The organism is Pseudomonas sp. FP453 (assembly GCF_030687495.1).
In the GTDB taxonomy this organism is placed as follows: domain Bacteria; phylum Pseudomonadota; class Gammaproteobacteria; order Pseudomonadales; family Pseudomonadaceae; genus Aquipseudomonas.
This window is the reverse complement of the sequence record NZ_CP117435.1, coordinates 1,436,101-1,454,458: the sequence shown is the minus strand read 5'-3', so window position 1 is coordinate 1,454,458 and position 18,358 is coordinate 1,436,101. Positions and strand designations below refer to the sequence as shown.

The 18,358-nt window shown below is 59.6% G+C and carries 15 protein-coding genes; 5 read left to right on the top strand and 10 right to left on the bottom strand.

Going from position 1 to position 18,358, the window contains the following annotated elements; all coding sequences use genetic code 11:
* Positions 1-31: 31 nt before the first annotated feature.
* From bamA to rpsB, 9 genes are all read right to left on the bottom strand, one after another.
* Entirely contained in the window at positions 32-2,419 is a 2,388-nt protein-coding gene (gene bamA / locus PSH87_RS06520; RefSeq protein WP_305432922.1) for an outer membrane protein assembly factor BamA, read from the bottom strand.
* Positions 2,420-2,493: 74 nt separating this feature from the next.
* Complete coding sequence (gene rseP, locus PSH87_RS06515; RefSeq protein ID WP_305432921.1) at positions 2,494-3,846, bottom strand: sigma E protease regulator RseP; 1,353 nt, start codon at positions 3,844-3,846, stop codon at positions 2,494-2,496.
* A 53-nt stretch (positions 3,847-3,899) separates the two neighbouring features.
* A complete protein-coding gene (gene ispC, locus PSH87_RS06510; RefSeq protein ID WP_305432920.1) occupies positions 3,900-5,090 on the bottom strand; it encodes a 1-deoxy-D-xylulose-5-phosphate reductoisomerase in 1,191 nt (396 codons plus the stop codon).
* Positions 5,087-5,893, bottom strand: coding sequence for a phosphatidate cytidylyltransferase (locus PSH87_RS06505; protein ID WP_305432919.1), 807 nt, complete (start codon positions 5,891-5,893; stop codon positions 5,087-5,089). Before PSH87_RS06505 ends, ispC begins: the two co-directional genes overlap by 4 nt.
* Positions 5,894-6,649: a polyprenyl diphosphate synthase gene (uppS, locus tag PSH87_RS06500; RefSeq protein WP_016974405.1), complete on the bottom strand. Its 756-nt coding sequence runs from the start codon at positions 6,647-6,649 to the stop codon at positions 5,894-5,896.
* 17 nt (positions 6,650-6,666) lie between these two features.
* Positions 6,667-7,224: a ribosome recycling factor gene (gene frr / locus PSH87_RS06495; RefSeq protein WP_017739117.1), complete on the bottom strand. Its 558-nt coding sequence runs from the start codon at positions 7,222-7,224 to the stop codon at positions 6,667-6,669.
* Positions 7,221-7,964 (bottom strand): UMP kinase, encoded by a 744-nt coding sequence (gene pyrH / locus PSH87_RS06490; protein ID WP_003189161.1) that lies wholly within the window; start codon positions 7,962-7,964, stop codon positions 7,221-7,223. Before pyrH ends, frr begins: the two co-directional genes overlap by 4 nt.
* 208 nt (positions 7,965-8,172) lie before the next feature.
* Positions 8,173-9,036 carry a translation elongation factor Ts gene (gene tsf / locus PSH87_RS06485; protein WP_017739118.1) on the bottom strand — a complete coding sequence of 288 codons (864 nt, stop codon included), beginning with the start codon at positions 9,034-9,036 and terminating at the stop codon, positions 8,173-8,175.
* A 191-nt stretch (positions 9,037-9,227) separates the two neighbouring features.
* Complete coding sequence (gene rpsB / locus PSH87_RS06480) at positions 9,228-9,965, bottom strand: 30S ribosomal protein S2 (RefSeq protein ID WP_003189158.1); 738 nt, start codon at positions 9,963-9,965, stop codon at positions 9,228-9,230.
* A 387-nt stretch (positions 9,966-10,352) separates the two neighbouring features.
* Here rpsB and map point away from each other — a divergent pair, with 387 nt between their 5' ends.
* From map to PSH87_RS06460, 4 genes are all read left to right on the top strand, one after another.
* The gene (gene map, locus PSH87_RS06475) at positions 10,353-11,135 is read left to right on the top strand and encodes a type I methionyl aminopeptidase (protein WP_012722594.1); all 783 of its coding nucleotides are present in this window, start codon (positions 10,353-10,355) and stop codon (positions 11,133-11,135) included.
* Between the two features lie 66 nt (positions 11,136-11,201).
* Positions 11,202-13,904, top strand: a complete 2,703-nt coding sequence (locus tag PSH87_RS06470; protein WP_017739119.1) for a [protein-PII] uridylyltransferase — start codon at positions 11,202-11,204, stop codon at positions 13,902-13,904.
* Between the two features lie 143 nt (positions 13,905-14,047).
* Positions 14,048-15,247 (top strand): succinyldiaminopimelate transaminase, encoded by a 1,200-nt coding sequence (gene dapC, locus PSH87_RS06465; RefSeq protein ID WP_305432918.1) that lies wholly within the window; start codon positions 14,048-14,050, stop codon positions 15,245-15,247.
* Between the two features lie 149 nt (positions 15,248-15,396).
* Positions 15,397-16,107: a M12 family metallopeptidase gene (locus tag PSH87_RS06460; protein ID WP_305432917.1), complete on the top strand. Its 711-nt coding sequence runs from the start codon at positions 15,397-15,399 to the stop codon at positions 16,105-16,107.
* Between the two features lie 15 nt (positions 16,108-16,122).
* Here the strand turns inward: PSH87_RS06460 and PSH87_RS06455 are convergent, their stop codons facing one another.
* Positions 16,123-17,766, bottom strand: a complete 1,644-nt coding sequence (locus tag PSH87_RS06455; RefSeq protein ID WP_305432916.1) for a Na+/H+ antiporter — start codon at positions 17,764-17,766, stop codon at positions 16,123-16,125.
* 269 nt (positions 17,767-18,035) lie between these two features.
* On the opposite strand from PSH87_RS06455, the gene PSH87_RS06450 reads away from it, so the two are divergent.
* Positions 18,036-18,344: an arsenate reductase gene (locus tag PSH87_RS06450; protein WP_305434265.1), complete on the top strand. Its 309-nt coding sequence runs from the start codon at positions 18,036-18,038 to the stop codon at positions 18,342-18,344.
* Positions 18,345-18,358: the final 14 nt, after the last annotated feature.

Sequence of the window (18,358 nt, the reverse complement as noted above, 5' to 3'; positions counted from 1 at the left end):
GAATCCGTTGTCGTTATCTTGGGTCAGACGCTTAGAACGTCTGGCCGAGGGAGAATTGGAAAATCTGGGTTTCAGCGTTATCCGGTTTCTTGATCGGCATGGCCAGAGCAAAGCTCAACGGGCCAAGCGCGGTCACCCAGGTCACACCTACACCGACGGAGCTCGCCAGGTTGCTCAGGCTCACATCGTTGCACTGGGTATTGGATTTCACGCCGCTTGGGTTGGTGATCTGCTCGCACTTGGAGTCGAACACGTTACCCACATCCCAGAATACCGAAGTACGCAGGGAGCGCTGATCCTTGACAAATGGCAGCGGGAACAGAATCTCCGCACCACCCTGGATCAACACGTTACCACCGAACGGCAGCGGGTCGTTGTCAGAGTCAGCCACGGTGCCCTGGTTACCGGTGAATGCTGCACCACGGCTAGGGGTACCGCGCGGGCCCAAGGTGCTGTCCTTGAAACCACGTACGGAGTTGAAGCCACCCGCATAGTAGTTCTCGTAGAACGGCAGGCCATTGGTCGAGCCGTAACCATCGCCATAACCCAACTCTGTGTGCAGGCGCATGGTGTAGTTGTCGCTCAACGGCTGGAACAGCTGGCCGCGGTAGTCAAGCTTGAAGAATGAAAGGTCGCTGCCCGGCGTAGTGGTTTCCAGAGTCAGGCTCTGGGAATGGCCACGGGTCGCCAGTACGCCTTTGTTCAGGGTCGACTCGGACCAACCGGCAGACGCCTTGAAGTTCAGGAACTTGTCGCCTTCACGACGGGTGAAGTCGAAGATTTCGTCCACGGTGTACACACCGGTCTTGATCTCATCCTGTTGCGCGGTCAGGCCGAAGGTCAGACGCGAGGTCTCACTGATCGGGTAACCAATGTTCACGCCAGCACCCAGGCTGTCGATCGCATAGCTTGCAACGTCAACGTCGAGGTCTTTGTAGTCGGTGGTGCGATAGAAGGCGTTGTAGCCCAGGCTCACGCCATCAGCAGTCCAGTAGGGGTCGACATAACCGAAGTTATAGCGGCTCTGGTATTCGCTGCGGGTCAGGCCGATGGAAACCTTGTTACCGGTACCGAGGAAGTTGTTCTGGGTAATCGAGCCACCGAGGATCAGGCCGGCACTCTGTGCGAAGCCGACGCTGGCGGTGATCGAACCCGACGCTTGTTCTTCTACGGCGTAGTTCACGTCAACCTGGTCATCCACACCCGGTACGGCCGGGGTTTCGACGTTCACTTCCTTGAAGAAGCCCAGGCGCTCAAGACGGGTCTTGGACTGGTCGATCAGGTAGGTCGAAGCCCAGCCACCTTCCATCTGGCGCATTTCACGACGCAGCACTTCGTCCGCAGACTTGGTGTTGCCACGGAAGTTGATGCGGTTTACATAGGCACGCTTGCCTGGGTCGACGACAAAGGTGATGTCCACGGTGTGGTCATCATCGTGCGGCGTCGGCACGCCGTTGACGTTGGCGAAGGTATAGCCTTCGTTACCCAGGCGACGGGTGATCAGCTCGGAGGTGGTGGTCATCAGCTTGCGCGAGAACACCTGGTCCTTCTGCACCAGCAGCAGGGCCTTGACCTGGTCTTCAGGAACCTTGAGGTCACCGCTGAGCTTCACGTCACGAACCTTGTACTTCTCGCCTTCGTTGACGTTGACGGTGATGTAGACGTGTTTCTTGTCCGGGGTGATGGACACCTGGGTGGAGGCAATATCCATGTTGATATAGCCACGGTCCAGGTAGTAGGAACGCAGGCGCTCCAGGTCACCGGAGAGTTTTTCACGGGCGTACTTGTCGTCGTTCTTGAAGAACGACAACCAGTTGGTGGTCTTCAGCTCGAACAGATCGATCAGGTCGTCATCAGCGAACTTGGTGTTGCCCACCACGTTGATGTGCTGAATGGCCGCCACGGTGCCTTCGTTGATGTTGACCTTGAGGCCGACACGGTTACGAGGCTGTGGGATCACTTCGGTTTCCACGGACGCCGAGTAGCGGCCCTGGGCAACGTACTGGCGTTGCAGTTCGTTACGCACACCTTCAAGGGTGGCGCGCTGGAAGATCTCGCCCTCGGCCAGGCCGGATTGCTTGAGACCCTTCATCAGGTCTTCAGTAGAGATCGCCTTGTTGCCTTCGATCTCGATACTGGCGACGGAAGGTCGCTCAACCACGGTGATGACCAGGACGTTGCCTTCGCGACCCAGTTGGATATCTTGAAAGAAACCGGTTTTGAACAGCGCACGAGTGGATTCCACCAGGCGACGATCATCAGCCTGTTCCCCGACGTTCAACGGCAGCGCACCAAAGACGCTACCCGCGGAAACCCGCTGGAGGCCGTTGACGCGAATATCGGAGATGGTGAAGGACTCGGCGTGAACTTCGGCGATCATCAATACGGTGAGAACCGCAGTTAGCAGCAGACGTTTCATGAAGTCCTTTCTTATTCCAACTGGCAATAAACAAACTGCCGCAAAATGCGGCAGATTCGCAATTCAGCGAAGCGTTACAGACGTCCCAGATCGTTGACCAGAGCTAACAACATCACTCCGACCACCAAACTGATACCGATCTGTATCCCCCAACCCTGCACCCGATCCGACAAGGGGCGACCACGCACCCACTCGACCAGATAAAACAACAGATGCCCCCCATCCAATACTGGAATGGGCAGCAAATTCAGAACACCCAGGCTAATACTCAGATAAGCCAGGAAATTCAGGAAATCTGCGACACCCGACTGGGCAGAAGCGCCCGCCACTTTAGCAATGGTTATCGGTCCACTCAAGTTTTTTACCGAGAGCTCGCCGAACAACATTTTCTTCAGGGATTCGAGGGTCAGTACACTCATGGTCCAGGTACGTTTCGCACCCTCGCCAATCGCCTCCAAAGGCCCGAAACTGACCTCGCGCAGCATGGAGGGTGGCCACTCCGGACTCTTCACCCCGGCACCGAGGTAGCCCCCGGCTGCCTTGGCCTCCCCACGCAACGACAGGGTCACGGGGACGTCGATTTGAGCACCTTCGCGTTCGACTTTCAGCACAATTTTGGTATCAGGACGTACACGCACCAGGTCGACCACTTGCTGCCAGTCGCCCAGCGCCTGGCCGTCCAGGGCCAACAGCCGATCACCGGTCTTCAGGCCGGCAGCCTGGGCCGGACCTTTCGGATCCAGCTCGGCAAGCACTGGCGGCAGGCTCGGACGCCAGATACGAATGCCCAGCGACTTGATCGGATCAGGCTCATCGGCGCCCTGCAACCAGCGATCCAGCACCAGTTCACGCGGGGTCTCGGCACTCGAGTCCTGCTCACGCACCACTACCTTGACGGTACCGCTCTCGCCCAGGCGTCGCACCAACTGCAGGTTGACCGCGCCCCAACCGGTGGTTGGCTCGCCATCAATTGCAACAATTTCTTGCCCAGCGGCCAACCCGGCCTTGGCGGCAATGCTATCGGCTTCGACCGCGCCGATGACCGGGCGCACTTGCTCGCTGCCGAGCATGGCCAAGACCCAGAAAAAAAACATCGCCAACAGGAAGTTGGCGATCGGCCCGGCAGCAACGATGGCGATTCGCTGACGAACGGTCTTGCGATTGAAGGATTGGTCCAACTGATCGGTGGGCACTTCGCCTTCGCGCTCATCGAGCATCTTGACGTAGCCGCCCAACGGGATCGCCGCGATCACGAATTCGGTACCCTGGCGGTCGTGCCAGCGCAGCAACGGCATGCCGAAACCGACGGAAAAGCGCAGTACCTTGACGCCGCAACGACGCGCGACCCAGAAATGGCCGAATTCGTGGAAGGTAACCAGCACACCCAGAGCAACCAGGGTGCCGACAATCATGTAGAGCGCACTCATCTAATTTCTCCGCATTCCAATCCAGTGCCTGAAGGCTCAAGCGAGCCCACAGGCTAACGCGCGTTGCGGTTCAACCATTGCTCGGCCAGGGCCCGGGCCTTTGCATCCGCCTCGAACACTGCCGCCAAATCATTTACCGCGACCACAGGCTCAAGGCCCAGGACGTCCTCGATGATACTCGCGATCTGCGGAAAGCGGATGCGCCCGTCGAGAAACGCCGCCACCGCCACTTCATTTGCCGCATTGAGCATCGCCGGCGCACTGTTGCCTGCTTCTGCCGCTTGCCGCGCAAGGCGCAGGCAGGGAAACCGCTGCTCGTCCGGTGCCTCGAAGTCCAGGCGGGCAATGGCAAACAGGTCCAACGGCGCCACGCCAGAATCGATCCGCTCAGGCCAGGCCAGGGCGTTGGCGATCGGCGTGCGCATATCGGGGTTGCCCAACTGCGCCAAGACCGATCCATCCACATAGTCGACAAGGGAATGAATCACACTTTGGGGGTGAATCACCACCTCGACTTGATCGGGCCGTGCATCGAACAGCCAGCACGCCTCGATCAGCACCAGGCCTTTATTCATCATGCTCGCCGAATCCACGGAGATCTTGCGCCCCATGGACCAGTTTGGATGGGCACACGCCTGGTCAGGCGATACGTGCTCCAGCTCGGCCAATGGAGTCTGCCGAAACGGACCACCGGACGCCGTCAGAAGAATCCGGCGTACACCCACCTGGCTCAAGCCTCGGGCAAAATCACCCGGCATGCACTGGAAGATCGCATTGTGCTCGCTGTCGAGCGGCAACAACACGGCGCCGCTCTTGCGCACCGCCTGCATAAAGAGGGTGCCGGACATCACCAGCGCCTCTTTATTGGCCAGCAGAATCTTCTTGCCCGCATCGACAGCCGCCAGGGTCGGGCGCAGGCCCGCAGCACCGACAATGGCCGCCACGACGGTATCCACCTCGGCATCCGCCGAGACCTGGCACAAGCCCTCCTCGCCCACCAGCACCTGGGTCGCCAGGCCCGCAGCCCGCAGGTCATCCTGCAAGCCTCGGGCAACACCGGCTTCAGGCACCACGGCAAAGCGTGGCGAATGGCGCACACACAGGGCCAGCAACTCACTCAGGCGCGAGTAGCCGGTCAAGGCAAACACTTGATAGCGCTCAGGATGACGGGCGATCACATCCAGGGTGCTCAGGCCGACCGAGCCGGTAGCGCCCAGCACGGTCACTTGCTGCAGGCGGCTCACGAGGCGATCATCCACAACAGCACGGCAAAGATCGGAATCGCAGCCGTGAGGCTGTCGATGCGGTCCAGCACGCCGCCGTGACCCGGCAGCAGGTTGCTGCTGTCCTTGATCCCGGCCTGGCGCTTGAACATGCTTTCGGTGAGGTCACCCACCACCGAGATAAATACGACAATGGCCGTACCCAGCAGGCCGAGGAAGATCTCCTTCACTGACCAGTCGCGCACAACACCGACAGCCAGCGTGATCACCAACGTCAACGCCAGGCCGCCATACACACCTTCCCAGCTCTTGCCCGGGCTGACAGCCGGCGCCAGCTTGCGCTTGCCGAACGCCCGACCGGAGAAGTAGGCGCCGATATCAGCCCCCCACACCAGCACCATCCCGGCCAGGATCAACTCGTTACCGATGGGATAACGCTTGATCTCCACCAGCCCTTGCCAAGCCGGCAACAGGATCAACAAGCCAATCACCAGCTTGCAGGCAACGCTGGACCACTGGCTGCTGGTACGCGGAAAGGTCAGCACCAGGAAGGTTGCCAACGCCCACCACAACACCGCCGCACCCAGTACCCAGGGCGCGATATCCGGCAGGATGTACATCAGGAACAACAACAGCGCCACGACAGCGGCGTACGCCACGCGCGGCAACTGGCTGGTGAAGCCCGCCAGGCGCGCCCACTCCCACGCCCCGAGGGTCACGACCAGGCCGATAAACAGCGCAAAGCTGGAACCGTCGAGCAGGAAAAACCCACACAGGGCAATCGGCAGCAGGATCAGTGCCGTGATGATTCGTTGTTTAAGCATTTAAACCCGGGCTCCAGCTTCGATCTGCTCACTTGTTTTACCAAAGCGACGCTGACGGGAAGCGAAATCAGCCAGCGCATTGCGCATGGCATCGTGTTTGAAGTCCGGCCAGAACAGGTCGGAGAAGTACAGCTCGGTGTAAGCCAGCTGCCACAACAGGAAATTACTGATGCGGTGCTCGCCACCGGTGCGGATGCACAGGTCCGGCAACGGCAGATCACCGGTCACCAGGCAGGTTTGCAACAATTCGGGCGTGATGTCGTCCGGTCGCAGATGACCGGCCTGCACTTCGCGGGCAAGCCGCTGTGCCGCCTGGGCAATGTCCCACTGGCCGCCGTAATTGGCCGCGATCTGCAACACAAAACGGTTGGCACCTGCGGTAATGGCCTCAGCCTCGCGCATGGCCGCCTGCAACTCTGGATGGAACCGTGAACGGTCACCGATGATACGCAGGCTGATATTGTTGTCGTTGAGGCGCTTGGCCTCACGACGCAAGGCCTTGAAGAACAGATCCATCAAGGCGCTGACTTCTTCGGCAGGGCGCTGCCAGTTTTCACTGGAGAAGGCAAAGAGGGTCAGCACCTCGACCTTGGCCTCGGCGCACACCTCGATCACAGCCCGCACCGCATCGACACCCGCTTTATGCCCGGCAACACCCGGCATAAAGCGTTTCTTCGCCCAGCGATTATTCCCATCCATGATGATCGCGACATGGCGCGGCACCACAGAGGGTACAGTCTGCTTGGTCTTTTCCATGAAGGCGTCCTGACCCCTTATACGGCCATCAGGTCCTTTTCTTTTTCTTCGGTGGCCTTGGTAATCTGGGCCTCGGCATCTTTGGTCAGCTTGTCGATATCAGCAACGGCACGGCGCTCTTCGTCTTCGCTGATTTCCTTGTCCTTGACCAGCTTCTTCAGGTCACCCAGCGCATCGCGACGGATGTTGCGAACAGCAACACGTGCGTCTTCAGCGGCACTGCGCGCCTGCTTGGTGAAGCCCTTGCGGGTTTCTTCGGTCAGGGCCGGCATGGAGATCAGCAGCAACTCGCCCAGGTTGGTCGGGTTGAGGTTCAGGCCGGCACTCTGGATGGCCTTGTCGACCGCGGCGAGCATGTTGCGCTCGAAGGCTACGACTTGCAGGGTGCGCGAATCTTTTACGGTGATGTTGGCGACCTGGGTGATGGAGGTATCTGTACCGTAGTACGGCACCATCACGCTGCCCAGGATGCTTGGGTGGGCCTTGCCTGTACGGATCTGACCAAATGCATGGTTCAGGGAGTCCAGGGATTTCTGCATACGCTCTTGAGCGTCTTTCTTGATTTCGTTGATCATTGTTGGCCTTCCTCGATCAGAGTCCCTTCAGCGCCGCCGTGTACGATATTCAGCAGGGCGCCGGGCTTGTTCATGTTAAATACGCGCAGCGGCATCTTGTGGTCGCGGCACAGGCAGATTGCCGTCAGGTCCATCACACCCAGCTTGCGATCCAGCACTTCATCGTAGGTCAGATGATCGAACTTCTCGGCATGCGGGTCTTTGAATGGGTCTGCAGTGTATACGCCGTCGACCTTGGTCGCCTTGAGCACGACGTCCGCATCGATTTCGATCGCGCGCAGGCACGCAGCCGAATCGGTGGTGAAGAACGGGTTACCCGTGCCGGCAGCGAAGATCACCACTTCTTTCGAATTCAGGTGGCGCATGGCTTTGCGACGATCATAGTGATCGGTCACGCCGACCATGGAAATAGCCGACATCACGATAGCCGAGATATTGGCACGCTCCAGGGCGTCACGCATGGCCAGGGCGTTCATCACAGTGGCCAGCATGCCCATATGGTCGCCAGTGACCCGATCCATGCCGGCCGCACTCAGTGCCGCGCCGCGGAACAGGTTACCGCCGCCAATCACCAGGCCGACCTGCACGCCGATGCCAACCAGTTGGCCGACTTCCAGCGCCATGCGGTCGAGCACCTTGGGATCGATCCCGAACTCTTCCGAGCCCATCAGGGCCTCGCCGCTAAGCTTGAGTAGAATGCGTTTATAGCGAGCCTGATAACCACTGCCCTGCTGAGCCATTGCGAATCTCTCCTGCGGCGTATTTTAAAAATTCTTGGCGAGCCGTTTACGGCTTGCGTTCACTCTAGCTGGACGCTCTCACAGCGCCATCGGAACACGGCTTTGTAAGCCAGTTCCGAAGGGAAACCAAATAAAATTGGCCTTCCCATTTGAAAAGAGGCTGCGCGCGTGAGCGGGCAGCCTCTTTCGGGCGACAGTTGAAACTGTCTTATTGCTTGGCGGCAGCCAGCTGGGCAGCAACTTCTTCAGCGAAGTTGTCGACCGGCTTCTCGATGCCTTCGCCTACTTTGAAGTAAGTGAAGGAAACGATTTCAGCACCGGCTTTCTTGGCCAGTTCGCCAACCTTGATTTCAGGGTTCTTGACGAACGCCTGCTCAACCAGGCTTGCTTCAGCCAGGAACTTGCTGATACGGCCTTTGACCATGTTCTCAACAATGTTTTCTGGCTTGCCTTTGATTTTTTCTTCGTTCAGCTGCAGGAACACAGCTTTTTCACGCTCGATCGCTTCGGCAGAAACTTCCGAAGGCAGCAGGAACTCAGGGTTGCTGGCCGCTACGTGCATAGCGATGTCTTTGGCCAGTTCAACGTTGCCGCCCTTCAGGACAACTGCAACACCGATCTTGTTGCCGTGCAGGTAACCACCAACCACATCACCTTCAACGCGAACCAGGCGACGGATGTTGACGTTTTCGCCAACCTTGCCGACCAGTACCAGGCGAGCAGCTTCTTGAGCTTCGATCAGAGGCTCAACGGTAGTCAGCTTGTCAGCGAATGCTTTTTCAACGCTGGCAGCCACGAACGCCTTGAAGTCGTCCTGCAGAGCCAGGAAGTCGGTCTGCGAGTTCACTTCCAGCAGAACAGCGGATTTGCCGTCTTCTTTCAGAGCGATCGCGCCTTCAGCAGCTACGTTGCCTGCTTTCTTGGCAGCCTTGATGGCGCCGGAAGCACGCATGTCATCAATGGCTTTTTCGATGTCGCCGTCAGCCTTTTCCAGGGCTTTCTTGCAATCCATCATGCCTTCGCCGGTACGCTCACGCAGTTCTTTAACCAACGCTGCAGTAATTGCTGCCATTTTCAAATTCCTCTTGGATAGGTTTTCAACCATTCCACCCGATCGAACGGGGGATCAATTCTTCCCGAATCACCCTTGTAGGCCGCTGCACGTTACAGGTGTTGTAGCTGCGCTGCCGACAAATGGTTTTCGAGGTGGCAAAAAGGGGGCCAAGCCCCCTTTTTGCTTACTGAGTCAACGCCAGGGCGCTATTACTCAGCGGCAGCTACCGGAGCTTCTTCAACGAACTGCTCGGTACCGCCAGCAACGTGGTTGCGACCACGGATTACAGCGTCAGCCATCGAACCCATGTACAGCTGGATAGCGCGGATTGCGTCATCGTTGCCTGGGATGATGTAGTCAACGCCTTCCGGGCTGCTGTTGGTATCGACTACGCCGATAACAGGGATGCCCAGCTTGTTGGCTTCGGTGATCGCGATGCGCTCGTGATCAACGTCGATAACGAACAGTGCGTCAGGCAGACCGCCCATGTCCTTGATACCACCCAGGGAACGATCGAGCTTTTCCAGGTCACGGGAGCGCATCAGCGCTTCTTTCTTGGTCAGCTTGGCGAAAGTACCGTCTTCGGCTTGTACTTCAAGGTCACGCAGACGCTTGATGGAAGCACGGATGGTTTTGAAGTTGGTCAGCATGCCGCCCAACCAGCGGTGATCGACGTACGGCGAACCGCAACGTGCTGCTTCTTCAGCAACGATCTTGCCAGCGGAACGCTTGGTGCCGACGAACAGAATCTTGTTTTTGCCCTGGGCCAGGCGTTCTACGAAAGTCAGAGCTTCGTTGAACATTGGCAGGGTTTTTTCAAGGTTGATGATGTGGATCTTGTTACGTGCGCCGAAAATGTATTTACCCATTTTCGGGTTCCAGTAACGGGTCTGGTGACCGAAGTGCACACCGGCCTTCAGCATATCGCGCATGTTGACTTGGGACATGATAGTTCCTTAATAAGTCGGGTTTGGCCTCCACGTATCCCAATGACCAACCAGCGGCATCAAGGCCTCCGGCACCCAGGTCATCGTGTCGACACGTGTGTGGATTTAAGCTTCACGGGGTATCCCCGGAAAGCGGCGCATTTTATACCACAGCATCCGCAAAAACGAAACCCGCAATCGCATTTGCCGCCCACCGCATTCACGCAACCCCTTGAATAGAGCCAACATCACCCTACCTTATAGAGAGAAGCGATCGTCAGGGGCTCATGATTTGCCGCCCACGTCTGCTAGAATCGCGTTTTTTGGGGCTTGTGCGAATTCTGTAACCTTTTGTCGCACGCCCGTGAACCGTATTGATTTCAGCGCGTCGCGCTAGAGAGAGCCTGTATGACCGTTAGTTTGAAAACCGCCGAAGACATTGCTGGCATGCGCATCGCCGGCAAACTGGCTGCCGACGTGCTGGAAATGATTGCCGAGCACGTCAAGCCCGGCGTCACCACCGAAACCCTCAACCAGATCTGCCACGACTATATAGTCAACGTGCAGGGCGCCATTCCTGCGCCGCTGAACTACAAGGGCTTCCCCAAGTCGATCTGCACCTCGGTCAACCACGTGGTCTGCCACGGGATTCCGGGCGACAAGCCGTTGAAGGACGGCGACACCCTGAACATCGACGTCACCGTGATCAAGGACCGCTACTTCGGCGACACCAGCCGCATGTTCCACGTCGGCACCGTGCCGGTCTGGGCCGAGCGCCTGTCCCAGGTGACCCAGGAGTGCATGTACAAGGCCATCGAGATCGTCAAGCCTGGCTGCCGCCTCGGCGACATCGGTGAAGTGATCCAGAAGCACGCGGAAAAGAACGGCTTCTCGGTAGTGCGCGAATTCTGCGGCCACGGTATCGGTACCGTGTTCCACGAAGAACCACAGATCCTGCACTACGGCCGCGCCGGCACCGGCATGGAACTGAAAGCGGGCATGACCTTCACCATCGAGCCGATGATCAACCAGGGCAAGGCCGACACCAAGGTGCTGGGCGACGGTTGGACCGCCATCACCAAGGACCGCAAGCTGTCGGCACAGTGGGAACACACCCTGCTGGTCACCGAAACCGGCTACGAGATCTTCACCCTGCGCGCCGACGACACGATTCCACGCGTTTCGGCCTAAAGGTTGCTTCAGGTTTTCCCACGCTGTGTAGTGACTGACTGAATAGATAGAAAGGAAAACCGATCGATGCCCCAGGTGGATCCCGAACTCTTCGACCGTGGCCAGTTCCAGGCCGAACTGGCCCTGAAGGCGAGCCCCATCGCCGCCTTCAAGAAGGCGATCCGCCAGGCCCGCGAGGTGCTCGATGAGCGCTTTCGCAGCGGCCGGGACATCCGCCGGCTGATCGAGGACCGCGCCTGGTTCGTCGACAACATCCTGCAAAAGGCCTGGGAACAGTTCAACTGGAGTGAAGACGCCGATATCGCCCTGGTGGCCGTCGGCGGCTACGGCCGTGGTGAACTGCACCCCTACTCCGACATCGACCTGCTGATCCTGCTGGACAGCGCCGATCATGAGATCTTTCGCGATTCCATCGAGCGTTTTCTCACCTTGTTGTGGGACATCGGCCTGGAAGTCGGCCAGAGCGTACGCTCCGTGGCCGAATGCGCCGAAGAAGCCCGCGCCGACCTCACCGTCATCACCAACCTGATGGAAAGCCGCACCATCGCCGGCCCCGAGCGCCTGCGCCAGCGCATGCTCGACGTCACCAGCACTGCGCACATGTGGCCGAGCAAGGACTTCTTCCTGGCCAAGCGTGCCGAGCAGAAAGCCCGCCATCACAAGTACAACGACACCGAATACAACCTGGAACCCAACGTCAAAGGCTCGCCGGGCGGGCTGCGGGATATCCAGACGATCTTGTGGGTCGCCCGTCGCCAGTACGGCACCCTGAACCTGCGCGCCCTGGCCGGCGAAGGCTTCCTGGTGGAGAGCGAAAACGCCCTGCTGGCCTCCTCCCAGGAGTTCATCTGGAAAGTGCGCTACGCCCTGCACATGCTCGCCGGGCGCTCCGAAGACCGCCTGCTGTTCGACCATCAACGCTCCATCGCCACCCTGCTGGGCTTTGAAGGCGAAGACGCGAAGACCAGCATCGAAAGCTTCATGCAGCAGTACTACCGGGTGGTCATGAGCATTGCCCAGCTCAGCGACCTGATCATCCAGCACTTCGAAGAAGTGATCCTGGCCCCCGAAGACGAAGCGCCGCCGCAACCGATCAACGCGCGTTTCCAGCTGCACGACGGCTACATCGAGGCGCGCAACGACAACGTGTTCCGCCGCACGCCGTTCGCCATGCTGGAAATCTTCGTGCTGATGGCCCAACAGCCGGAAATCAAAGGCGTGCGCGCCGACACCATCCGCCTGCTGCGCGAGCATCGTCACCTGATCGACGACGAATTCCGCAACGACATCCGCAACACCAGCCTGTTTATCGAGCTGTTCAAGTGCAAGATCGGCATCCACCGCAACCTGCGGCGGATGAACCGTTACGGCATCCTCGGGCGCTACCTGCCGGAATTCGGTTTTATCGTCGGGCAGATGCAGCACGACCTGTTCCACATCTACACCGTGGACGCCCACACCCTGAACCTGATCAAGCACCTGCGTAAGCTGCAGTACACCCAGGTGTCAGAGAAATTTCCGCTGGCCAGCAAGCTCATGGCCAAGCTGCCCAAGCCCGAACTGATCTACCTGGCCGGCCTGTACCACGACATCGGCAAGGGCCGGCATGGCGATCACTCGGAAGTCGGCGCCGTCGATGCCGAGGCGTTCTGCCAGCGCCACCAGTTGCCGTTGTGGGACAGCCGCCTGATCGTCTGGCTGGTGCAGAACCACCTGGTGATGTCCACCACCGCCCAGCGCAAGGACTTGTCCGACCCGCAGGTGATCCACGATTTTGCAGGCATCGTCGGCGACGAAACCCGCCTCGATTACCTGTACGTGCTGACCGTCTCCGACATCAACGCCACCAACCCGACGCTGTGGAACTCGTGGCGCGCCAGCCTGTTGCGCCAGCTCTACACCGAGACCAAGCGCGCCCTGCGTCGTGGCCTGGAAAACCCGGTGGACCGCGAAGAGCAGATCCGCCGCACCCAAAGCGCCGCCCTGGATATCCTCGTGCGCGGTGGCAACGACCCGGACGACGTCGAGCAACTGTGGTCGCAACTGGGTGACGATTATTTCCTGCGCCACACCGCCGGCGATGTCGCCTGGCACAGCGACGCGATCCTGCAACAGCCGGCCGATGGCGGCCCGCTGGTACTGATCAAGGAAACCACCCAGCGCGAATTCGAAGGCGGCACGCAGATCTTCATCTATGCGCCCGACCAGCACGACTTCTTCGCCGTGACCGTGGCGGCCATGGACCAGCTCAACCTGAACATCCATGACGCGCGAGTGATCACCTCCAGCAGCCAATTCACCCTCGACACCTATATCGTCCTCGACACCGAAGGCGAGTCGATTGGCGACAACCCGGCGCGCGTGAAGAAGATCCGCGAGGGCCTGACCGAGGCCCTGCGCAACCCTGACGACTACCCGACCATCATCCAGCGCCGGGTACCGCGCCAGCTCAAGCATTTTGCGTTTGCGCCGCAGGTGACCATCTCCAACGACGCCCAGCGCCCGGTCACCGTGCTGGAACTCAGCGCGCCGGATCGCCCCGGCCTGCTGGCGCGCATCGGCGGGATCTTCCTGGAATTCGACCTGTCGTTGCAGAACGCCAAGATTGCGACCCTCGGCGAGCGCGTGGAAGACGTGTTCTTCATCACCGACGCCGATAACCAGCCGCTGTCCGACCCCGAGCTGTGCCTGCGCTTGCAGGAAGCCATCGTCCAGCAGCTGAGCGTGACCCAGGAACCCGGCGTCGAACTGACACGCCTGACCATTTGAATTGTTAACTTTGTGAACACGGCCCCTGTGGGAGCTGGCTTGCCTGCGATGGCATCGCCGCGGAGTAGCGGGTAGACCGCGTTGCCTGCATCGCAGGCAAGCCAGCTCCCACAAGGTCCGCGCACACCGTGATAGAGGCTTACATGAACAACGCCCTGAACCAGCTGCAGCCCTACCCGTTCGAAAAACTGCGCGCCCTGCTCGGCAGCGTTACGCCAAACCCGGCCAAACGCCCGATCGCGCTGTCCATCGGCGAACCCAAGCATAAATCCCCGGAGTTCGTCGCCAAGGCCCTGGCCGACAACCTCGACCAGATGGCCGTCTACCCCACCACCCTGGGCATCCCGGCGCTGCGCGAGGCCATCGGCGCCTGGTGCGAACGCCGTTTCAGCGTGCCCAAGGGCTGGCTCGACCCGGCGCGCAATATCCTGCCGGTCAACGGTACGCGTGAAGCGCTGTTCGCCTTCACCCAGACCGTGGTCAACCGTGGCGACGACGCGCTGGTGGTGAGCCCGAACCCGTTCTACCAGATCTACGAAGGCGCCGCGTTCCTCGCCGGGGCCAAGCCGCACTACCTGCCGTGCCTGGACACCAATGGCTTCAACCCGGACTTCGATGCGGTGACGCCGGACACCTGGAAACGCTGCCAGATCCTGTTCCTGTGCTCCCCCGGCAACCCGACCGGCGCGCTGATCCCGGTCGAGACCCTGAAAAAACTCATCGCCCTGGCCGACGAATACGACTTCGTCATCGCCGCCGACGAGTGCTACAGCGAGCTGTACTTCGACGAACAAACCCCGCCGCCGGGCCTGCTGAGCGCCTGCGTCGAACTGGGTCGCGCGGACTTCAAGCGTTGCGTGGTGTTCCACAGCCTGTCCAAGCGTTCCAACCTGCCGGGCCTGCGCTCCGGTTTTGTGGCTGGCGACGCCGACATCCTCAAGGCCTTCCTGCTGTACCGCACCTACCACGGCTGCGCGATGCCGGTGCAAACCCAGCTGGCCAGCATTGCGGCCTGGCAGGACGAAGCCCACGTATTGGCCAACCGCGACCTGTACCGCGAGAAGTTCGACGCCGTGCTGGCCATCCTCAAGCCAGTGCTGGACGTGCAAAGCCCGGACGGTGGTTTCTACCTGTGGCCGAATGTGAAGGGCGACGATGCGGCGTTCTGCCGTGACCTGTTCGTGGAAGAACACGTGACCGTGGTGCCGGGTTCTTACCTGTCGCGGGAAGTGGACGGTTTCAACCCGGGTGCCGGACGTGTGCGCCTGGCGCTGGTTGCGCCGCTGGCGGAGTGTGTGGAAGCGGCGGAGCGGATTCGCGCGTTTATTCAACGTCGGCAGTAATGAAACACGCCCGCACTGTGCAATGCAGTGCGGGTGCTGGGCATTTCCTACAGCGCCACAGATATTCAGCCACTCCTCGTTGGAACGTTTCCCTCAATCAGCGCCACTACAGGGTCTCCAAACTCCTTTCGCCAGCGAGGCCATGCATTTTGAGCATCAACCCTACTGCCTACACAACACCCGCCATCCCTGAGCATGCCTACGACAACCAGACGCCGAAGACATCCACACCCAGCAGGAAAAAACGTGGCGTGGCATTTCCCGCGGACCTTTGGCCGCAACACTCGACACTCAAGATCTCGTTGACTGGCATGACGCCGGAGCAGGAGCAATTCACCAAAAACAACATCAATAAGTGGGCGCCTCATGTCAATCTGACGTTTGAGTTCACCCAATCACCCGACGCCGATATCAGGATTGCAGCGGACAATAATTCCTATGGAGGCTCATCGACAGTCGGCGTAAATGCGAAGAAGGTTCCCGCCCACAAGCCCACGATGTTTATCGGTTTTGCACACGGCTTGGGTACAAAAACCAGCCAGACGGTGGCCCATGAGTTCGGCCATGCCCTGGGCTTGAAGCATGAGCACCAACATCCCTACCGGACGCTGGAGTTCAATGCAGAAAACGTCTATGAAGATCACGATCGCTACAACCAACCCAGGCAACAGGCTGACGAGCAAATACTGAAAAAATTTGATCCTCGGCAGGTTTATTTTTCTCAGTATGACCCGCGCTCGATCATGCACTACGGCATGCCGGGGACCTACTTCACTAACAACACGCCCACATCCGACAACTATGAACTGTCCGAAACCGACAAACAGTTCATCAGTGACCTCTATCCTAAAAACCGATAGCGCCGCGCTGACGCCCTATTTCAACGTACCCAGATTCGCCTCACTCATATCCAGCTCCGCCAACACCTCCCGCAGCACGTCATCCCCAATCTGGTGATGACGGCTCAAGCTATACAACTCCAACCGCTGCGCCCGCAGGGCCTTGAGGCGTAACTTGCGTTCAAGCAGGTCCATCTGCTGCGCCAGTGCCTGGGCTTCGGCCGAATCGTTGAACACTTCCAACTGATGACGGTATTCCGACATCAAGCGTGCCTTCAACTCGGCCGCCAATGCTGCCTGGGCGGCGTCCTGGGTTTCGGTTTCAGCGAGTTCCTCGGTTTCCAGGGCAAGAATCGCCGCCACCGCGGTTTTCTTCCAGGCCTCGCGAACCTCGTTGTGGCGCTTCTCATCGGGGCTCTTTTCGACACCGCGTAATAACAGCGGCAAGGCGATGCACGCGGCGATCAGCGATAACAGAATCACCCCGGCGGCGATAAAGATCAGCAGGTCACGCTCGGGAAAGTCCTGCCCCGGCGCCAGCAACAGCGGCACCGACATCACACCGGCCAACGTCACCGCACCGCGCACGCCGCCGACGGTGAGCAACCAGCATGAGCGCGCCGTTGGCACCAGCGTCAGCTCGCCTTTGCCACGCAGCCTGCGCAGCAAACCCGACAGCCGCCAAATGCTCTGCACCCAGACAAAGCGCAGCACCAGCAACACCAGGAAGATCGCCACCACGTCCAGGCAGCGGTACAACAACGTCGGCCACAGCGTCGGCTCATGGCTGACCACCGCCTTGATGATGTCCGGCAGCTGCAGGCCCAGCAGCAGGAAGATCAAGCCGTTGAAGGCAAACTCCAGCAGCGACCAGACACTACGGTTAAGCAAACGCGTGCTGGTCTGGCGCGGCAACAGGTCGAGCCAGCTTTGCATCATGCCCGCCGCCACCGCCGACAAAATCCCCGAGGCGCCCAGGCGCTCGGCCAGCACATACGCGGCAAATGGCAGCAACAACATGAACACCACATGGGTTGCCGGGTCGTCCCAACCACGGGCGATCATCCAGGTGCGCAAGCGGCCCACCAGCCAGCTCAGCGCCACGCCAACGGCCAGGCCACCGACCGCCACCAGCACAAAGGTGAGGCTGGCGTCCGCCAGGGAGAACACACCGGTCAACGCCGCCGCCAGGGCGAACTTGAAGGTCACCAGGCCCGAAGCATCGTTCATCAGGGCCTCGCCCTGCAGCATATGCATCAGCGGCGTGGGCAAACGGTTCTGGGAAATGGCCGACACCGCCACGGCATCCGTCGGCGACAACACCGCCGCGAGGGCGAAGGCTACGGGAAGCGGGATCGTCGGCAAGATCCAATGAATGAAGTACCCGGCGCCGACCACGGTGAACAGCACCAACCCCACCGCCAACGTCAGGATCGGCCCGCGCAGCCGCCACAATTCACGCTTGGGCATGCGCCAGCCATCGGAAAACAACAGCGGCGGCAGGAACAGAAACAGGAACAACTCCGGGTCCAGCGCCACATGCAGCCCCAGCGTCGGCCAGGCCAGCAAGGCACCTGCGCCGATCTGCACCAGGGGCAACGGCAACGGTATGACACGCCCGACCAGACGCGACACGCTGACCAGCATCAGCAGGATAAGAACGGTGTAGGCGGTTTGCATAACGCGGGGTTCCCGGACAATCGACTTGCTATGACACACTTGAGGCAACGCAACGCCTTTGAAGTGCCATATAAGCCGGCTATGTTACCCGCCTATGCCGCCGTCGGGCATTTGCACATAAGTCGCACGCCAGCATGACGAGCGGCACCACAGGCCGCCGGTCGTGGCATAATCCGTGACCTTTCGTTTCCGTTGGTCCAAAGGGGGGCAATTCCTTGACCGTTTCAAGCAAAACCTTGCACCTTTTCGGCATCAAAGCCTGCGACACCATGAAAAAGGCGCGCACCTGGCTCGATGAGCACGGTCTGAACTACGAGTTCCACGACTACAAAACGGCAGGTATCGACCGCGAACACTTGACCCAATGGTGCAACGAGCACGGTTGGCAGGTGGTTTTGAACCGTGCGGGCACCACCTTTCGCAAACTCGAAGACGAACGCAAAGCCGATCTCGATCAGTCGAAAGCCATTGAATTGATGCTCGCACAACCCTCGATGATCAAGCGCCCGGTGCTCGATCTCGGTGACAGAACGCTGATTGGCTTCAAGCCAGATAGTTATTCGGCGGCCCTCAAGTAGGCCAGCCCTTTCCA